The following is a 16800-nucleotide window of genomic DNA, read 5'->3' on the forward strand; positions in this document are numbered from 1 at the left end:
CACCCCGCTCCGCCCCGACACTGGACAGGTGCGCCCAGTCAAAGTCACGGCCGCCGCCGTCGGTGCCGTACTCGCCGCCGGTGCGGCCAGTGTGGCCGCCGGACGGTTCGCCAGTGGCGCCGCGCTCAAGGCGCCGCCGGGCCGGCCCCTGCCCACCGAACCCCGGCTCACCGTGCACGGCACCGCGGCCGGCCGCATCACCCTCACCCGGGACCTGGCCTCACTGCGCCCCGGCCGCTACGGCCTGGCCGGCGACGGCTCGCACGCGGTCGTCGGCGCCGTCCTGGAGTCCGCCGCGAACACCGCCGACACCGTCGTACGGCGGCTGGAACGCGTGACCCACGGCTCCCTCGAGACCGGCGACCAGGTCTGGCTCACCCCCAACGTCCACATCGGCGACCCGGGCGCGGCACTCGGCCTGGAGTGCGCGGACATCGACATACCCGGTGAACTGGGCCCGCTGCCCGCCTGGTTCGTGCCCGGCTACCGGGACACCTGGGTGATCGCGGTGCACGGCCTCGGCACCACCCGCGAGCTCGCCATGAACGTCATGGAGTTCCTGCATGCCCGCCGGCTGCCCGTCCTCGCCCTCGCCTACCGCGGCGACCTCGGTGCCCCGCGCCCTCCGGACGGCCTGAACCACCTCGGCGAGAGCGAGTGGCGCGACCTGGACGCGGCGATCCGCTACGCCGTCCGCTACGGCGCCCGCCGCGTCGTCCTGTACGGCTGGTCCACCGGCGCCACCATGGCGCTGCGCGCCGCCGTCCACTCGGCACTGCGCGACCGTGTCTCCGGGCTGGTCCTGGACTCCCCGGTGCTCGACTGGGAGGCCACCCTGCGCGCCCTCGCCCAGGCCCGGCACACCCCCGAGGCCCTGCTGCCGCTCGCGGTGCGCGCCGCCCAGGGCCGGGCCGGCCTGCACGCCGATCACGTGGGCGACCCCGTCGACCCGGCGCAGCTCACCGTGCCCACCCTGATCGTCCACGGCCCGGACGACACGGTGGCCCCCTGGACCTACTCCCGCCGGCTCGCCGCCCGGCGCCCCGACCGCGTCGCCCTGCACACCGTGCCGGACGCGCCGCACGGTGCGATGTGGAACGCCGACCCCAAGCAGTACGAGGAGCGGCTGCGCCGGTTCCTCACCCCGCTGATGTGATCCTCACCGCATCCCCGGCCGCTCCCGGGCGCCTTCTCGGCACGGGCCGGAAGCCCTGATTCCATCCGGTTCCAGAGGTTCCGTTTAAGGCTGTATCACTGGCCTGAACATGTCTCCCCGCCTCCCGTCGACCGCCGTGCGTTGGCCAGCCCCGTAGCCCGCCGTGACATTCCGTTTGGGTTTTCGGACCGTCAACCGGAAGACTGCACCCGTGACGTCCCGTATCCCGCGCGACTCAAGGCTTCGACTCGTCCGAACGCGACCCCTGGCCGCCGCCCCCCGAGCGATGAACCAGCGGCCCGCGCGCCGCCCCGCACCCCGCCCGCCCGAGGGCACCCCGGCCCCCGCCGAGCTGGCCAGAATGGCTCGCTCCGGGCTGGCCGGAGCGGCCCGCGTCGCCCACTGGGCCGACGCCGCCCTCGGACCCGGCAGCGACGGTGCGACCGCCGACGGCAAGGCCACCCTCTCCGAGGCGACCGCCGAACGCGCGGCCGGTGATCTGGGCCTGACCGCGGCTCAGGTGCGTGCCGACTGGGACACCGCCCGGCTCGCCGGCCTGGTCGAGGTGCACGGCGAGACCGCGCGCCCCGGCTGGCGCCTGCGCGCCTGGGACCGCGACGACAGCGCCGTGCTGCGCGGCTGGGTCGCCCTCTTCGACGCCTGGTCGCTGGCCCACCCGGAGCCCGCCGAGTTCGAGGCCGCCGCCGTCGCCGAGGTCGTCTCGGCCATGCCCCAGGTGCTCTCCTTCCTCCAGCTCTCCGCCGGGCCCGTCCCGGTCGAGCAGCTCCTGGACCTGCTGCGGCAGCGGGTCACCGAACTGCGCACCGAGCGTTGCGAGGTGCCCTACGAGACGGAGAACGGGTCCGGGTCCGCCGGTCCGGTCGCCGCGCTGCGCTCCGCCGACGCCGACCCGGCGGACCGCGCACCGGCCGAGGACCCCGCCCCCGCCGAGGGCGCCGAACTCGCCCCCCTCCTGGACTGGTCCCTGCACGCCCTGGCCTCCGTCGGTGCGCTGACCTGCGGCGACGCCCAGGCCACCCTCACCCCGCTGGGCAGCTGGGCGGTCTGGGTCAAGCTGGAGCAGATCTGCGTGGCCGCGCAGAGCCCCGCCGGGAACATCGAGGTCGCCGCCGAGGAGATGCTCCGCGGCTGCGCCCAGCTCCGCCCCAACGCGGCCCGCGCCGAGTACCGGGCCTGGCTCGCCGCCCGCCCCGTCGGCAGCGCCGTCGGCGAACTCGTCGACGCCGCCCGGGGCGAGGACGCCCTGCTGCGCGGCCTCGCCTTCGAGGCGCTGCGGGTCGTCGGCGCCCCCGCCGAACCCGACGTCCGCGCGGTCGTCGAGGAGCCGACCCTGCGGCCGTACGCCCTGCTGTGGCTGGCCGAGCACGACGGGGTCGACCCGGAAGACGCCCACGAGGTCCTCACCCGCGAAGAGGCCACCTGGCTCTGGGTGGACACCGCCGCCGCGGTCGCCGACCACGGCGAGGCGCCGATGCTCGTCCGCCACCTGGAGTCGGCGCTGCAGCCGACCGTCCCCGCGCTGCTCGACGAGGTCCGCGCCGTCGGCCACCCGCGCACCGTGCAGGTCCTGGTCGCCCTCGCCGCCGCCCACCCCGACCCCGCGCTGGCCAAGGCCGTCCGCCGGGCCGCCTTCCAGGTGCACACCGGCGGATGAGCGCGGGCGCGGGGACGACGGCGGGTCAGCCGGCTATCTCCGGGGCGTAGGTGCCGAAACTCCAGACGTTGCCCTCGACGTCCCGGGCCATGTAGTCCCGCGAGCCGTAGTCCTGGTCCGTCGGGGGCATCAGGATCTCGGCGCCGTGGTCCACGGCCCGCTGGTGGTGAGCATCGACGTCGTCCACGACGATGTACACCCCGGTCGGGCCCGCGCCCTCCATGGCCGCGTCGAAACGGCCGCCGCGGCCGCTGGAGCCCAGCATGATCGCGCCGTTGCCCTGTACCAGCTCGGCGTGGAGCACCCTGCCGTCCTCGCCCTCGTACACCGACAGCTCGGTGAAGCCGAAGGCCTCCGTCAGCTGCTTGATCGCCGCCTTCGCGTCCGCGTACAGCAGCGACGGATAGATGCTCGGCCGACCGCCGGTCGTGCCTGCCATACCGATCACTCCCTTGTGTGCCGGTCCCCCGAAAGCCGTCGTTCCGGCCTGCTGCACAGTTTTGCACCCGCCACTGACAACGCCCCGGGCCCGCGCGGTCCGTGCAGGCCGACGGCTCAGGGGCGCCGCCTTCGGATCGCGCCGCCCTCGTGTCCTCGCGGTGATCATCCCGGCCCGGACGTGCCGTACGTCACGGCCCCGCCCTGCTCGTCGCCCGGCCCCGCGCACACGGCGCCCGGACCGCCCAGCTCGGCGCCGTGGACGACCTGCGCGGGGACCGCCCCGCACCGCGCGTTCCCTGGGCGACGACCGCCCCGTCACGGGCCCCCTCGAACGCCCGCACGCAGAAAAAGCGCTTGCGCCGCCCCGTTAGACTTGCCGCATGGCCATTCTCCTCGCGCATTAGACGGCGGGAACGTCCTCAGCCGCCCACCCGTCAATTTCCGTACGCCCTGGAGTCTGTCCGTGATCTCCGCCTCCGGTATCGAGCTGCGCGCCGGTGCCCGCATCCTCATCGAGAGCGCCACCTTCCGCGTCGCCAAGGGCGACCGCATCGGCCTGGTCGGCCGTAACGGCGCCGGCAAGACCACCCTCACCAAGGTGCTGGCCGGCGAAGGCATCCCCGCCGCGGGCACCGTCACCCGCTCCGGCGAGGTCGGCTACCTCCCGCAGGACCCCCGCACCGGCGACCTGGACGTCCTCGCCCGCGACCGCGTCCTCTCCGCGCGCGGCCTCGACGTACTGATCCGCAAGATGCGCGAGAACGAGCAGCGCATCGCCAACGGCCAGGGCGCCACCCGCGAGAAGGCGCTGAGGCAGTACGAGCGCCAGGAGACCGAGTTCCTCACCAAGGGCGGGTACTCCGCCGAGGCCGAGGCCGCCACCATCGCCGCCGCGCTCAACCTGCCCGACCGGGTGCTCGGGCAGCCCCTGCACACCCTCTCCGGCGGTCAGCGCCGCCGTATCGAGCTGGCCCGCATCCTGTTCTCGGACGCCGACACCCTGCTGCTCGACGAGCCGACCAACCACCTCGACGCGGACTCGATCGTCTGGCTGCGCGACTACCTGAAGACCTACCGCGGCGGCTTCATCGTGATCTCCCACGACGTCGACCTGGTCGAGACGGTCGTCAACAAGGTCTTCTACCTGGACGCCAACCGTTCCCAGATCGACGTCTACAACATGGGCTGGAAGCTCTACCAGCAGCAGCGCGAGGCCGACGAGAAGCGCCGCAAGCGCGAGCGCGCCAACGCCGAGAAGAAGGCCGCCGCGCTGCACTCCCAGGCCGACAAGATGCGCGCCAAGGCCACCAAGACGGTCGCCGCGCAGAACATGGCCAAGCGCGCCGACAAGCTGCTGGCCGGCCTGGACGCCGTCCGCGCCTCCGACAAGGTCGCCAAGCTCCGCTTCCCGGAGCCCGCGCCCTGTGGCAAGACCCCGCTGACCGCCGAGGGCCTGTCGAAGTCGTACGGCTCGCTGGAGATCTTCACCGACGTCGACCTCGCCATCGACAAGGGGTCGAGGGTCGTCATCCTCGGCCTCAACGGCGCCGGCAAGACCACCCTGCTGCGGCTGCTCGGCGGTGTCGAGCGGCCCGACACCGGCGAGGTGATCGAGGGCCACGGCCTCAAGCTCGGCTACTACGCCCAGGAGCACGAGACCCTCGACCCGGAGCGCACGGTCCTGGAGAACATGCGCTCGTCGGCCCCCGACATGGACCTCGTGGAGGTCCGCAAGGTGCTGGGCTCGTTCCTGTTCTCCGGCGACGACGTCGACAAGCCGGCCGGGGTCCTCTCCGGCGGCGAGAAGACCCGTCTCGCCCTCGCCACCCTGGTGGTCTCCGCCGCGAACGTCCTGCTCCTGGACGAGCCCACCAACAACCTCGACCCGGCCAGCCGCGAGGAGATCCTCGGCGCCCTGCGCACCTACAAGGGCGCGGTCGTCCTCGTCACCCACGACGAGGGCGCGGTCGAGGCGCTCCAGCCGGAGCGGATCATCCTGCTGCCGGACGGCGTCGAGGACCTGTGGGGCGCCGACTACGCGGACCTGGTGGCCCTCGCCTGAGAACCGATCCCGTCGTCCTCGCTTGATCGAATGCCTGATCCACTGGCTATGGATCATTCGGCCTATCGGTGATCCATCATCTGTGTGAGATCTCCTCGTACCGAGGTGTGTCCTACATCGATTTCGCGGCCGATCCCTTTGTCGACAAGGGATCGGCCGCTCTCCATGTCTGACCTGGTACTTCACGGAAGAGCCCGTTCGGCCCTATGGACAACCCTCATCGGAATCACGGATTCCGTATGTGGGGATGCGCTCCTGTCGTCACAACGATGTCTCACGGACCTTGCCGAATGGGTGGCCATCACGCCCCGGAGGGGTGATCATGAGGGGACCAGAGCGCACTTCCCATGAGGAGGCACGGGTGGCCGAGACTCTGAAGAAGGGCAGCCGGGTGACCGGCGCCGCGCGCGACAAGCTCGCGGCAGACCTGAAGAAAAAGTACGACTCCGGTGCGAGCATCCGGGCACTGGCCGAGGAAACCGGCCGCTCGTATGGCTTCGTCCACCGGATGCTCAGCGAGTCGGGTGTCACGCTGCGTGGGCGTGGCGGGGCGACGCGGGGCAAGAAAGCCGCGTCCTGACCCCGGGCGGCCCATCGGCTTCGATGGTGGCCACCCGGTCGGTCGTGTGATCGGCCGGGTGGTTACTGTGCAGTCACTTAGCATGCCGTACGGCACTGCATGATGACCGCACCCACCGGAGGCGCCCCATGGCTTCGCCCGACCAGGACCTCGCTCCTGCACTCGACAAGGACGGCGTACGGCTCACCGTCGACGACGCGCTCGCCACGGTGACGCTGACCAATCCGGCCAAGCGCAACGCCCAGAGCCCCGCACTGTGGCGGGCGTTGGCGGAAGCCGGGCGGTCACTGCCGGGGTCGGTCCGGGTCGTCGTGCTGCGTGGTGAAGGCCAGTCCTTCTCCGCGGGCCTCGACCGGCAGATGTTCTCGCCGGAAGGGATCCCGGGCGAGCCGACCTTCATCGAGCTCGCGCGCCGCGACGACGCCGGGCTCGACGCGACCATCGCCGAATACCAGGAGGCGTTCACCTGGTGGCGGCGCAACGACATCGTGTCGATCGCCGCCGTGCAGGGCCACGCCATCGGGGCCGGCTTCCAGCTGGCTCTCGCCTGTGACCTGCGCGTCGTCGCCGACGACGTGCAGTTCGCGATGCGCGAGACCAGCCTGGGCCTGGTGCCGGACCTGACCGGCACGCACCCGCTGGTCTCGCTGGTGGGCTACGCCCGCGCGCTGGAGATCTGCGCGACCGGACGCTTCGTCCAGGCCGAGGAGGCGGTGGCTTCCGGGCTGGCGAGCGTGGCGGTGCCGGTGGGTGAACTCGACGCGGCGGTGAGCGACCTGGCCGGCGCGCTGCTGGCCGCGCCGCGGGACGCGGTGGTGGAGACCAAGGCGCTGCTTCGGGGTGCGGGCGGTCGTACGTATGACGAGCAGCGGGCTGCCGAGCGGCAGGCGCAGGCCCGGCGGCTGCGGGACCTTGCGGGGGTGGCCGAGTAGGTTCACCGCGGGCCGGTGGGGGCTGGTCGCGCCCACGGGGCGGAGCCGCACATCGATACAGCCCCGCGCCCCTGAAGGGACGCTTTCAGCCGACGCTCGTCACCAGTACGGCCACCGTCGGGCGATCGTCCAGGGCTGCCCTGACCGCCGTACGGACCTGCCGGGCCACCTCCACGGCCCGCAGGCCGTCGTCGGCCAGTGCCACCTCCACCCGCACATGCCGGCGCGGCAGTGCGGCGTCGAAATGGATCTCACGGCTCAGCGCGCCCGTGACCCGGTCCACCCCCGGCACCGCCAGCGCCGCCGCCGTCACCCGCGCCCCGTCCGGATCGGCGCCCTCCCGGACCGACGGCGGCCGCGGCGGACGTACGACCCCTGCCTGCGCCGTGTCCTCCTCCAGCAGGTCGGTCACCCGCAGGTCGATCTCGGTCACCGTCAGCCCGAGCCGTACCGCAGCCGCCGACAGAGCCCGGCGCAGCCCGGCCGCCGTCGTCGGCAGTGGCTCCGCGGCCGTCGCCGCGAAGTCCGCCGACAGACGCAGCGGTCCCGGCGGCACCGCACCGGGCGGTGGCGGTACGACGGGCTCCTGAACGTCCTCCGGGTCCGCCGGCGCGATCCGCACCGCACCCAGCCGCACGCCCCGAACCTCGCCCGCCGCCCGCCGCACCACCGCGTCGGCCGCCGCCTCGGTGAGCCACGCCCCGTCGCCCGGCCCGCCCAGCGGAAGCAGCCTGCCGAAACCCAGGGGGTGCCGTACCGCGTCTGTCCATCGGTCCGCCGTCATTGCTCCAGCCTGCCGCATCCCCGGGGCATGACAGGGCATCCGCACTTACGGTGGTCGCAGGACGACGACCGGAAGGGACGCACGGCGATGAGCGAGACGGCGGCCGAGGCAGAGAAGGACCCCACGGCAATCACCCGCAAGACCACCAGGCGCGGCGGTGGCGATCCGTCCACCCGGGGGCGGACGACGATCGCCGACGGGGTCGTGGAGAAGATCGCCGGGCTGGCCGCCCGGGACGTGGTCGGTGTGCACGCGATGGGCAGCGGACTCGCCCGCACCTTCGGCGTCGTGCGCGACCGGGTGCCCGGCGGTTCCAAGTCCGTGACCCGGGGTGTGAAGGCCGAGGTCGGCGAGGTGCAGACCGCGCTCGACCTGGAGATCGTCGTGGACTACGGCGTGTCGATCGCCGACGTGGCCCGCGCGGTGCGGGAGAACGTGATCGCGGCCGTGGAGCGGATGACCGGGCTCGAAGTGGTCGAGGTCAACATCGCGGTGAGTGATGTGAAGCTGCCGGAGGAAGAGGAAGAAGAGCCGGAGTCCCGGCTTCAGTGACCGTTGGGCTTCAGTGACCTTCGAGGGGAGCGCACCATGGGTTTGGCCGTGGTCGGCATGATCGCCGGCATGGCGCTGGGCTTCGCCGGGTACTTCGGCGGGTTCGGCGCCTTCCTGCTGGTGGCGGCGCTGGGGGCGATCGGGTTCGTCGTCGGCCGGTTCGCGGAGGGGGACCTGGAACTCGGCGAATTCTTCCGCAGCCGAGACGACCGGCGTGACCGGCGGCGATGACCTCCGCGATGCCCTCCGCGAGCGGTGAGACACCCGGTGGCCCGGCGGTCGTGGCGCCCGGCGGGCGGGGCGCGCTCCGGATCGCCGACCGGGTCGTGGCGAAGATCGCCGCACAGGCGGCCCGCGAGGCGCTCGGCGCCCTTCCGAAGGACGCCGTGCCCCCGCACGCCACGGTCGTCGTCCACCATGAAGCCGCACGCGTCCGTGTCCACCTCGAACTGGACTACCCGTCGGACATCGGCGCCCGGTGCGCGGCCGTGCGTCGGCATGTGGTCGAGCGGGTAGGCGCGTTGGTGGACATGGAGGTGCCGGAGGTCGTCGTCCACGTCGAACGGCTGCACCCGGCCCAGACCCCGGGGAGGGCGTGATGAGCACCGAACAGACACCGGTCATGGACAAGCCACCACCGGCGGAAGCGCCCGCGCACACCCACGAGGCCCGCTTCTGGTCCCCGCGCCGCGCCCCCGCGGTCCTGGTCGCACTGCTCACCCTCGTCGTCGCGGGCGCCTTCCTGTACGACATCACGGCCGTCCGGGCCCACCACCCCGCGATGCGCTGGCGCCGCGAACTGGCCCGCCAGCTCGCCCGGCGGCCCCTCGACGACACCTGGGTCCTGGTCGGTGCCGGCATCGGCTTCGCCCTGGGCCTGTGGCTGCTGGTCCTGGCCGTCACGCCCGGACTGCGGGACCTCCTGCCCATGCGCCGTACCCACCCCGACGTCCGCGCCGGACTGCGCCGCGACGCGGCCGCGCTGGTGCTGCGCGACCGGGCCATGGACATCTCGGGCGTACGCCGGGTACGCGTACGGCTGCACCGCTCCCGCGCCCATGTCCTCGCCGTCTCGCACTTCCGCGAACTCGACGAGGTCCGGACCGACCTGGAGACGGCCCTGACCGAGGCGATCCGCAGCCTGGGCCTCGCGCGTCCGCCCAAGCTGACACTGCTCGTGCTGCGACCCGGCAAGAAGGGGTGACGTCATGCTCAGCGCGGTCAACCGCGTACTGACCGGCCTGGCAGGCCTCCTGCTCCTCGCCCTGGGCGGCTCGGTCCTGGCCGTCGGCCTCGGCGCCCCGGCCCCGTCCTGGTGGATCCACCACGGCCGTCACGACGTCCTGCTCACCACCGCCCAGCGCACCCACTGGCGCGCCGCGAGCTGGTGGTGGCCGACGGTCCTGGCGGCACTGGCCGTCGTGGTCCTGCTCTCCCTCTGGTGGCTCACCGCGCAACTGCGCCGACGCCGCCTGACGGAGGTCCTGGTGGACACGGGAGACGGCGAGGGCGCGCTGCTGCGCGGCAGGGCCCTGGAGACGGTCCTGGCGACGGACGCGGCCCACCAGCACGGCGTGGCCCACGCCCAGGCGGTCCTGAGGGGCACCCGGACGGCACCGCAGGTGAGGGTCTGGCTCCAACTGGAGCCGGACGTGTCACCGGGTGCGGCGCTGGACGACCTGACGGCCCAGGCTCTGGCACACGCCCGGGACTCGGCGGCTCTGAAGAGACTCCCGGCGGAAGTACGACTGACGTCGGTCAGACACCGTGCGGAGAGGGTGACCTGAACGCCGCTCGGGAGGCCGGCCTGTTCGGGGCGCGGGGCTGTAGCGATATGCGGCTCCGCCGCGTGGGCGCGACCGGCCCCCACGACCCGCACCCGGCGAGCGACCGTCAGAACCCGTGCCTCAGCCCCCCGTCGACCGGCACCATGATCCCCGTCAGATAGGACGCCGCCGGAGACATCAGGAACGCCGCCACCCGCCCGAACTCCTCCGGCGCGCCGTACCGCCGCAACGGAATCCGCGACTGGTTCGCGACCCGGGTGGCCTCCGGGTCGGCGGACAGCGCATCCAGCTCCCGTACCCGATCCGTGTCGATCCGCGACGGCAGCACCCCCACCACCCGGATCCCGCGCGGGCCCAGCTCGTCCGCCAGCGACTTGGCGAACCCGGCCAGCCCAGGCCGCAGCCCGTTCGAGATCGTCAGCCCGGGAAGCGGCTCGTGCACGGACGCGGACAGCACGAACCCGATGACACCGCCCTCCTCCAGTTCCTCGGCCGCCGTGCGGGCGAGCCGCACCGCTCCCAGGAACACCGACTCGAAGGCGGTCCGCCACTGCTCGTCGGTGTTGTCGGCGACGAACCCGGCCGGAGGCCCGCCCACGCTGACGAGAATGCCGTCGAAGCCCCCGAAGAGATCACGCGCGACCGCGATCAGCCGCGTCGGCGCATCCGCGTCCGCGTTGTCGACGGCGACACCGACCGCGTTCGGCCCCAGTTCGGCCGCCGCCTCGGCGACCCGCTTCTCGTCCCGCCCGGTCACCACGACCTTCGCCCCGTCGGCGACCAGCTCACGCGCGGTCGCGTTGCCCAGTCCACGGGTCGCTCCGGTGACGACGTACACCCGGTCCTTCAGTCCAAGATCCATGGCCCCTATCCTGCCTGCTCGCCACCGAACAGCGTGAGGGCGGTGTTCACCAGCCCGATGTGACTGAACGCCTGCGGGAAGTTGCCCAGCTGACGCCCCGTCTCCGGGTCGTACTCCTCGGACAGCAGGCCCACGTCGTTGACGAGCCCCACCAGCCGTTCGAACAGTTCCTTCGCCTCGTCGGTGCGGCCCGTCATGTGCAGCGCGTCGGCGAGCCAGAACGAGCACGCCAGGAACGCGCCCTCGCCGCCCGGCATCCCGTCGACGCCGATCGCGTCCGTGTCGTAGCGGCGCAGGAACCCGCCGTGGCCCAGGTCGTCGCGGATCGCGTCCACCGTGCCGACCACCCGGGGGTCGTCCGGGGGCAGGAAGCCGACGCGCGGGATCAGCAGCAGCGAGGCGTCGAGTTCCCGCGATCCGTAGTACTGCGTGAAGGTGTTGCGCTTCCGGTCGAACCCCTTCTCGCACACCTCGCGGTGCACCTCGTCGCGCATCGTGCGCCAGGTCTCCAGCTCACCGCTGAGCTCCGGGTAGTCCTCCAGGGTCTTCACCGCACGGTCGGCGGCCACCCACACCAGCACCTTGGAGTGCACGAAGTTGCGGCGTCCGCCGCGCACCTCCCACAGTCCCTCGTCCGGCTGCCGCCAGGCCTTCTCCAGGAACTTCATCAGCGCGCACTGGATGGACCACATGTGCGGTTTGGTGGACAGGCCCGCGCTACGGGCCAGCGACAGCGAGTCCATGACCTCGCCGTACACGTCCAGCTGGAGCTGGTCGACCGCGTTGTTGCCGACGCGCACGGGGCTGGAGTCGGCGAAGCCTGGCAGCCAGGCCAGTTCGAACTCGGGCAGCCGGCGTTCGCCCGCGAGGCCGTACATGATCTGCAGGTCCGCCGGGTCGCCGGCGACCGCGCGGACCAGCCAGTCGCGCCAGGCCTCCGCCTCCTTGTGGTAGCCGGCGGACAGCAGGGCGCCGAGGGTGAGCGTGGAGTCGCGCAGCCAGCAGAAGCGGTAGTCCCAGTTACGCACCCCGCCCAGTTCCTCGGGCAGCGAGCTGGTGGCGGCGGCGACGATGCCGCCGGTCGGCGCGTAGGTGAGCGCCTTGAGGGTGATCAGGGAGCGCACGACCGTGTCCCGGTAGGGGCCGGCGTAGGTGCAGCGGGCGGTCCAGCGCCGCCAGTCGGTGACGCTGGTGCGCAGCGCCTCGTACGGGTCCACGAGCGGCGGCCGCTGCTGGTGCGAGGGGTGCCAGGTGAGCACGAACGCGACCCGCTCGCCCGCCGCGACGGTGAACTCCGAGTGGGTGCCGAAGTCCTCGCCCCAGGTCCGTACGGAAGGATCGCTGCGCAGCCACACCGAGTCCGGCCCGGCGACGGCGACCCGGTGCCCGCCGGAGCGCCGCATCCAGGGAGTGACCGAGCCGTAGTCGAAGCGCAGCCGGAGCAGGCTCTGCACGGTGACGCGGCCGCTGACGCCTTCGATGACGCGTACGACGTCGGGGGCGCGGTCGCGCTGGGGCATCAGGTCGGTGACCCGGACCGTGCCCTCGTCGGTCTCCCACTCCGTGTCCAGGACCAGGGTGCCGATCCGGTAGGCGCGCCGGGTGCAGGTGGTGGCCCCCCTGGGGGCGATCCGCCAGTGGCCGTGGTTCTCGTCGCCCAGGAGCCTGGCGAAGCATGCGCCGGAGTCGAACCGGGGCAGGCACAGCCAGTCGATGGAGCCGTCCCGGCCGACCAGAGCCGCGGTCTGTTCGTCGCCGATCAGGGCGTAGTCCTCGATGCGTCGGTCCACGGGACCCGGTTTCCCGGTCGGCCCGGGGGCCAATCAGGGGGTGGGCCGGGGGAGTGACGCGGCACTCGTGTCACGGGCCGGCCCCGCGGCCTCAGACGGCGGCCGGTTCGGCCTCCTCGGCCGGTTCCTCCTCCGCCGCCTCGGCACGCGCGCGTGCCTCGCGGCGGACCAGCACGAAGAAGCCGTAGGGGACGCCCGCGGCGAACAGCCACCACTGGATCATGTACGCGTAGTTCAGCGGGGCGTCTTCCTTGCCCGGGTCGGAGATCTGCTCCGGGGTGTCGCCCTTGGGCTGCGGCGCGGTCTGCTCGATGTAGCCGCCCAGCACCTGCTTGCCGAGCCGGCGCGCCTGCTCCTCGCTGTTGATCAGCATGATCTGCCGGTCGGGCAGGCCCTTGATGTCCTTGATGCCGCTCGCCGCGGTGGTCTCGTCGGGCATCAGCCGGCCCTGGACGGTGACCTGGCCGGCGGGCGGTGCGGGAATCTTCGGGAAGGCGGTCTGGCTCGGGCCGTCCGCGGAGATCCAGCCCCGGTTGACCAGCAGCACCCTGCCGTCCGCCAGGACGAACGGGGTGAGGACGTGGTAGCCGACCTCGTCGTCGGAGTTGGTACGGCGGCGGACGACGACCTCGTCGGCGGTGTCGAAGGTGCCGGTCGCGGTGACGGTGTGGTACCGCTCCTTGCGGGTCACCGCGTGCCCCGGCTCGGTCACCTGCTCCACGGGCACCGGCTTGGCGTTCAGTGCCTCGGCCACCAGCTGGTTACGGGCGCTGCGCTCCTCGTACCGGTGCTTCTGCCAGAACCCCAGTCGGATCATCGTGGGGATGAGAAGCAGCGAGACCAGGGCGAGGATCACCCACTGCCGGGTCAACAGGAAGCGGTACACGAAGAAAGACCGTACCCCTCATGTGCCGGCCCGCTGCGGGAGGGTCCCCCAGAGGGCCGACACATCTCCGCCTCGGCGGTCACGCGTGGCGCCGGTCACACGCGGTCGACGATCCCCGCCTTCCCCGCCTCGCGGGCACAGTGGGCGCCGCAGTACCACTGGTTGTCGGCCTCGACGCCCTGGCCGATGATCGACACCTTGCAGTGCTCGCAGAGCGGGGCCATGCGGTGGATCGCACAGGAGAAGCAGTCGAAGACATGGACCGCGCCCTGGGCGTGCACCTCGAAGGTCATTCCGTAGTCATTGCCGCAAACTTCGCATTTAGCCATGCGCCACAGCGTGGGCGGTCGTCCTCGCGCGGGCGAGTGGGCGCGGGGCGAGTCGCACGGCAATCACCCGTCCGTACGGTCCTGCCGCGCCGTCACTTCTCCTTGGCCGACGCCACGTCCCGCAGCAGCTGCCCGAAGGCCGCCTCGTCCATGACCGGGGTGCCGAACTGGCGGGCCCTGACGACCTTCGACGTACCCGAGTCGGGGTCGTTGGTGACGAGCAGGCTGGTGAGCCGCGAGATGCTCGTCGACACGTGCAGACCTGCCTCGACGGCCCGGTCCTCCAGAAGCTCCCGGTCGGTCGAGGTGTCCCCGGAGAACGCCACCCGCATGCCCTGCCTGAGCGGCTTGCCGTCCTCGTACCGCCCCGGGTTCGGGTACGGGCACGCCGGCCGCTTGCGGGACGGGCGCCAGCTGCTGGTGGGCCGGTAGCCGCCGCCGTAGCCCCCGCTCGCCTGCTGCCCGATCCGGGGCGTCTCCGACCACTCCGTCAGCGGCCGGCACTCCAGGAGCGGCAGCCGTACGTTCCCCGTCGCCGCGGCCCGCAGGCTCGGGCGGAACGCCTCCGCGAGCACGCGCGCGTCGTCCAACGCGTGGTGCGCCCGCCGCTGTACGACACCGAAGTGCGCGGCCAGGGTCTCCAGCTTGTGGTTGGGCAGCGGCAGGCCCAGCTCCTTGGAGAGCGCGATCGTGCACAGCCGCTGCCGTACCGGGGCCTCGGCCTTCGCGCGCGCGTACTCCCGCGCGATCATCTGCCAGTCGAAGACCGCGTTGTGCGCGACCAGCACCCGGCCGTCGAGCCGCGCCGAGAACTCCTCCGCGATGTCCGTGAAGAGCGGCGCCCCTTCGAGCGTCTCGCTCGTCAGCCCGTGGATCCACACCGGACCCGGGTCGCGCTCGGGATTGACCAGCGTGTACCAGTGGTCCTCGACCTCGCCGCGCTCGTCCAGCCGGTAGACGGCCGCGGAGATTATCCGGTCGTCCCGGGCCAGTCCGGTGGTCTCCACGTCAACGACCGCGTACCCCTTGGGATACGCGGCCGGCCACGGGGTGCCGGGGGACACTGCGGTCGTACGGTCTTCGAGCATGGTCATTGAGGATACGGGCCCCGGCCGACTGTCCGGTCCGTCAGGTCGCCCGGTGCAGCCGCCCGTTCGAATGTCCTGATTGCCCTTCGCGTGGCTATGGACCTTTTCGCCGCCCGGTGCAAGCGTGCACCCCGCCCGGCGCGCTGACGCGACGACGGGCGGTGGCCGACGGAAGGGCGGTACGGCGGATGGCACGCGTACGGTACGGCGCTCGGACCGGGGCTGAGATCGCGGCCGCGCGCACCACGAAGCTCCCGGACGTCTGGTCCACCGGCGTGGTGGCCGTCTGGGAGACCGACCCGGACGCGGTCGCGGCCGTGCTGCCGCCTCCGCTCAAGCCCTCCGGCCGGCCGCTGGCCCGCGTCAACATCAGCAAGGTCGAACTGCCCGGATACCCGCTCGGCGCGGGCTCGTTCGCGGTCGCCGCCGCGCACGGCGCGGTCGAGGGCTGGTACCCGCTGGTGATGCCGATGACCCATGAGCGCGCCCTCACCGGCGGCCGCGAGGTGTTCGGCGAGCCGAAGAAGCTGGGCGAGGTGACGGTCGAGCGGACCGGCCCGGACATCCGTGCCGCCCTCGCCCGGCACGGCGTCGCCTTCGTGGAGGTGCGCGGCACGGTCGACGGCCCGCTGCCGCTGCCCGAGCCCGCCCCGAAGACCGACTTCTACTTCAAGTTCCTGCCGGCGGTCGACGGTTCGGGCTTCGACGGCGACCCGCTCCTGGTGCACTGCGTCCGCGCGGAGAAGGTCCGCCGGCTGGAGCGTGTGACGGGGGAGGTGATCCTCCGCGAGTCCGCGTACGACCCGGTCGCCGACCTCCCGGTGGTGCGCCTGCTGGACATCACCCTCGGCGAGAAGACCAGCGACCAGCGTGGCCGGGTCGTCGAACGGGCCGACGCCCAGGCCCTGTTGCCGTACGTCCACCAGCGCTACGACGACCCGCGCCAGATCCACGACGCGCCCCCGGAAGGGAGCGGGAGCTGATGGAACTCCGTGCCGGACAGGTCGCCGTGGTCACCGGCGCGGCGAGCGGGCTGGGGCTCGCGATGGCCCGGCGGTTCGCCGCCGAGGGGCTGAAGGTGGTCCTCGCCGACGTCGAGGCCGCCGCGCTGGACAAGGCCGCCGACGGCCTGCGCGCGGAGGGCGCCGACGTGCACGCGCGCGTGGTCGACGTCGGCGACCGCGAACAGGTCCTGGAACTCGCCGAGTCGGCGTACGGGACGTTCGGCGCGGTGCACGTGCTGTGCAACAACGCCGGGGTCGGCTCGGGCGCCGAGGGCCGGATGTGGGAGCACGAACCGAACGACTGGAAGTGGGCGTTCGAAGTCAATGTGTGGGGTGTCTTCCACGGCGTACAGGCTTTCCTGCCGAGAATGATCAAGTCGGGTCAACCCGGTCATGTGGTCAATACGTCCTCCGGCGACGGCGGTATCGCACCGCTGCCGACGGCCTCCGTCTACGCGGTCACGAAAGCGGCCGTCGTCACCCTCACCGAGTCCCTGTACGCCCACCTGAAGGCGGAGCACGCGCGCGTGGGCGCCTCGGTGCTCTTCCCGGGGCCGCACATGCTGCGCACGGGACTGTGGGAGTCGCACCGCAACCGGCCCGCCCGGTACGCCAAGGAACGGCCGCGCAGGACTCCGTACCGCAGCCTCGACCAGTGGGAGGCGGCGATGCGCGCGGCGGGCAAGGAGGTCCGCTTCACGCCCGTCGAGGAGGTCGCGGAGTTCGTCGTGGCGGGCATCCGCGCGGACCGCTTCTGGCTGCTGCCGCCCGGCGGGCACAGCGACGCCCAGATCCGGGCGCGGGCCCGCTCCATGCTGGACCGGACGAACCCGTCGTACCTCGAAAGCTTCATCCTGGACTGAGCATCTGGA

The 16800-nt window shown here is 72.5% G+C and carries 19 protein-coding genes; 12 read left to right on the plus strand and 7 right to left on the minus strand.

The genetic code is table 11. The features are described 5' to 3' along the window. The first annotated feature begins 28 nt into the window (after window positions 1–28). A complete protein-coding gene (locus ACIRR9_RS39315) occupies window positions 29–1156 on the plus strand; it encodes an alpha/beta hydrolase family protein (RefSeq protein ID WP_403762431.1) in 1128 nt (375 codons plus the stop codon). Between the two features lie 286 nt (window positions 1157–1442). Then, a complete protein-coding gene (locus ACIRR9_RS39320; protein WP_403762434.1) occupies window positions 1443–2831 on the plus strand; it encodes a hypothetical protein in 1389 nt (462 codons plus the stop codon). A gap of 25 nt (window positions 2832–2856) precedes the next feature. Here the strand turns inward: ACIRR9_RS39320 and ACIRR9_RS39325 are convergent, their stop codons facing one another. Next, on the minus strand, window positions 2857–3270 hold the full coding sequence (locus ACIRR9_RS39325) for a VOC family protein (RefSeq protein ID WP_123978152.1): 414 nt from the start codon (window positions 3268–3270) through the stop codon (window positions 2857–2859). A 465-nt stretch (window positions 3271–3735) separates the two neighbouring features. Between ACIRR9_RS39325 and ACIRR9_RS39330 the strand changes: the two genes are divergently transcribed. From ACIRR9_RS39330 to ACIRR9_RS39340, 3 genes are all read left to right on the plus strand, one after another. Beyond that, the gene (locus tag ACIRR9_RS39330) at window positions 3736–5334 is read left to right on the plus strand and encodes an ABC-F family ATP-binding cassette domain-containing protein (RefSeq protein ID WP_403762437.1); all 1599 of its coding nucleotides are present in this window, start codon (window positions 3736–3738) and stop codon (window positions 5332–5334) included. 361 nt (window positions 5335–5695) lie between these two features. Continuing rightward, window positions 5696–5914, plus strand: coding sequence for a helix-turn-helix domain-containing protein (locus ACIRR9_RS39335; RefSeq protein ID WP_046727957.1), 219 nt, complete (start codon window positions 5696–5698; stop codon window positions 5912–5914). A 128-nt stretch (window positions 5915–6042) separates the two neighbouring features. After that, on the plus strand, window positions 6043–6846 hold the full coding sequence (locus tag ACIRR9_RS39340) for an enoyl-CoA hydratase/isomerase family protein (RefSeq protein ID WP_403762440.1): 804 nt from the start codon (window positions 6043–6045) through the stop codon (window positions 6844–6846). An 85-nt stretch (window positions 6847–6931) separates the two neighbouring features. On the opposite strand, the gene ACIRR9_RS39345 is transcribed toward ACIRR9_RS39340, so the two are convergent. Continuing rightward, the gene (locus ACIRR9_RS39345) at window positions 6932–7630 is read right to left on the minus strand and encodes a nucleopolyhedrovirus P10 family protein (RefSeq protein WP_403762443.1); all 699 of its coding nucleotides are present in this window, start codon (window positions 7628–7630) and stop codon (window positions 6932–6934) included. Window positions 7631–7717: 87 nt separating this feature from the next. Here ACIRR9_RS39345 and ACIRR9_RS39350 point away from each other — a divergent pair, with 87 nt between their 5' ends. From ACIRR9_RS39350 to amaP, 5 genes are read left to right on the plus strand one after another with little or no spacing between them, the layout of a single operon-like run. Beyond that, window positions 7718–8182, plus strand: coding sequence for an Asp23/Gls24 family envelope stress response protein (locus tag ACIRR9_RS39350; protein ID WP_123978156.1), 465 nt, complete (start codon window positions 7718–7720; stop codon window positions 8180–8182). A 36-nt stretch (window positions 8183–8218) separates the two neighbouring features. Further along, entirely contained in the window at window positions 8219–8413 is a 195-nt protein-coding gene (locus ACIRR9_RS39355) for a hypothetical protein (protein ID WP_123978157.1), read from the plus strand. A gap of 8 nt (window positions 8414–8421) precedes the next feature. Beyond that, complete coding sequence (locus tag ACIRR9_RS39360) at window positions 8422–8781, plus strand: hypothetical protein (RefSeq protein ID WP_403762446.1); 360 nt, start codon at window positions 8422–8424, stop codon at window positions 8779–8781. Then, entirely contained in the window at window positions 8781–9386 is a 606-nt protein-coding gene (locus ACIRR9_RS39365; protein WP_403762449.1) for a DUF6286 domain-containing protein, read from the plus strand. The genes ACIRR9_RS39360 and ACIRR9_RS39365 overlap by 1 nt, the downstream gene beginning before the upstream one ends. Before the next feature lie 4 nt (window positions 9387–9390). Further along, the gene (gene amaP, locus ACIRR9_RS39370; RefSeq protein ID WP_403762452.1) at window positions 9391–9969 is read left to right on the plus strand and encodes an alkaline shock response membrane anchor protein AmaP; all 579 of its coding nucleotides are present in this window, start codon (window positions 9391–9393) and stop codon (window positions 9967–9969) included. 106 nt (window positions 9970–10075) lie between these two features. On the opposite strand, the gene ACIRR9_RS39375 is transcribed toward amaP, so the two are convergent. The 5 genes from ACIRR9_RS39375 to ACIRR9_RS39395 all read right to left on the minus strand — a co-directional run bounded on the left by ACIRR9_RS39375 (window position 10076) and on the right by ACIRR9_RS39395 (window position 14924). Further along, window positions 10076–10831, minus strand: coding sequence for an SDR family oxidoreductase (locus tag ACIRR9_RS39375; protein WP_403762455.1), 756 nt, complete (start codon window positions 10829–10831; stop codon window positions 10076–10078). Window positions 10832–10836: 5 nt separating this feature from the next. Further along, window positions 10837–12621 carry a glycoside hydrolase family 15 protein gene (locus tag ACIRR9_RS39380; RefSeq protein WP_403762458.1) on the minus strand — a complete coding sequence of 595 codons (1785 nt, stop codon included), beginning with the start codon at window positions 12619–12621 and terminating at the stop codon, window positions 10837–10839. Window positions 12622–12712: 91 nt separating this feature from the next. Continuing rightward, window positions 12713–13507 (minus strand): SURF1 family protein, encoded by a 795-nt coding sequence (locus ACIRR9_RS39385; RefSeq protein WP_384568957.1) that lies wholly within the window; start codon window positions 13505–13507, stop codon window positions 12713–12715. 95 nt (window positions 13508–13602) lie between these two features. Continuing rightward, window positions 13603–13836, minus strand: a complete 234-nt coding sequence (locus tag ACIRR9_RS39390; protein WP_123978164.1) for a hypothetical protein — start codon at window positions 13834–13836, stop codon at window positions 13603–13605. A gap of 92 nt (window positions 13837–13928) precedes the next feature. Next, window positions 13929–14924 (minus strand): DEDDh family exonuclease, encoded by a 996-nt coding sequence (locus ACIRR9_RS39395; protein WP_403762461.1) that lies wholly within the window; start codon window positions 14922–14924, stop codon window positions 13929–13931. A gap of 188 nt (window positions 14925–15112) precedes the next feature. Between ACIRR9_RS39395 and ACIRR9_RS39400 the strand changes: the two genes are divergently transcribed. Then, entirely contained in the window at window positions 15113–15907 is a 795-nt protein-coding gene (locus tag ACIRR9_RS39400; RefSeq protein ID WP_403762464.1) for an acetoacetate decarboxylase family protein, read from the plus strand. After that, complete coding sequence (locus tag ACIRR9_RS39405; RefSeq protein WP_403762467.1) at window positions 15907–16791, plus strand: SDR family NAD(P)-dependent oxidoreductase; 885 nt, start codon at window positions 15907–15909, stop codon at window positions 16789–16791. The genes ACIRR9_RS39400 and ACIRR9_RS39405 overlap by 1 nt, the downstream gene beginning before the upstream one ends. Window positions 16792–16800 lie beyond the last annotated feature (9 nt).

It is taken from the genome of Streptomyces sp. NPDC101234, from assembly GCF_044767525.1.
GTDB classification, from domain to species: Bacteria; Actinomycetota; Actinomycetes; order Streptomycetales; family Streptomycetaceae; genus Streptomyces; species Streptomyces sasae.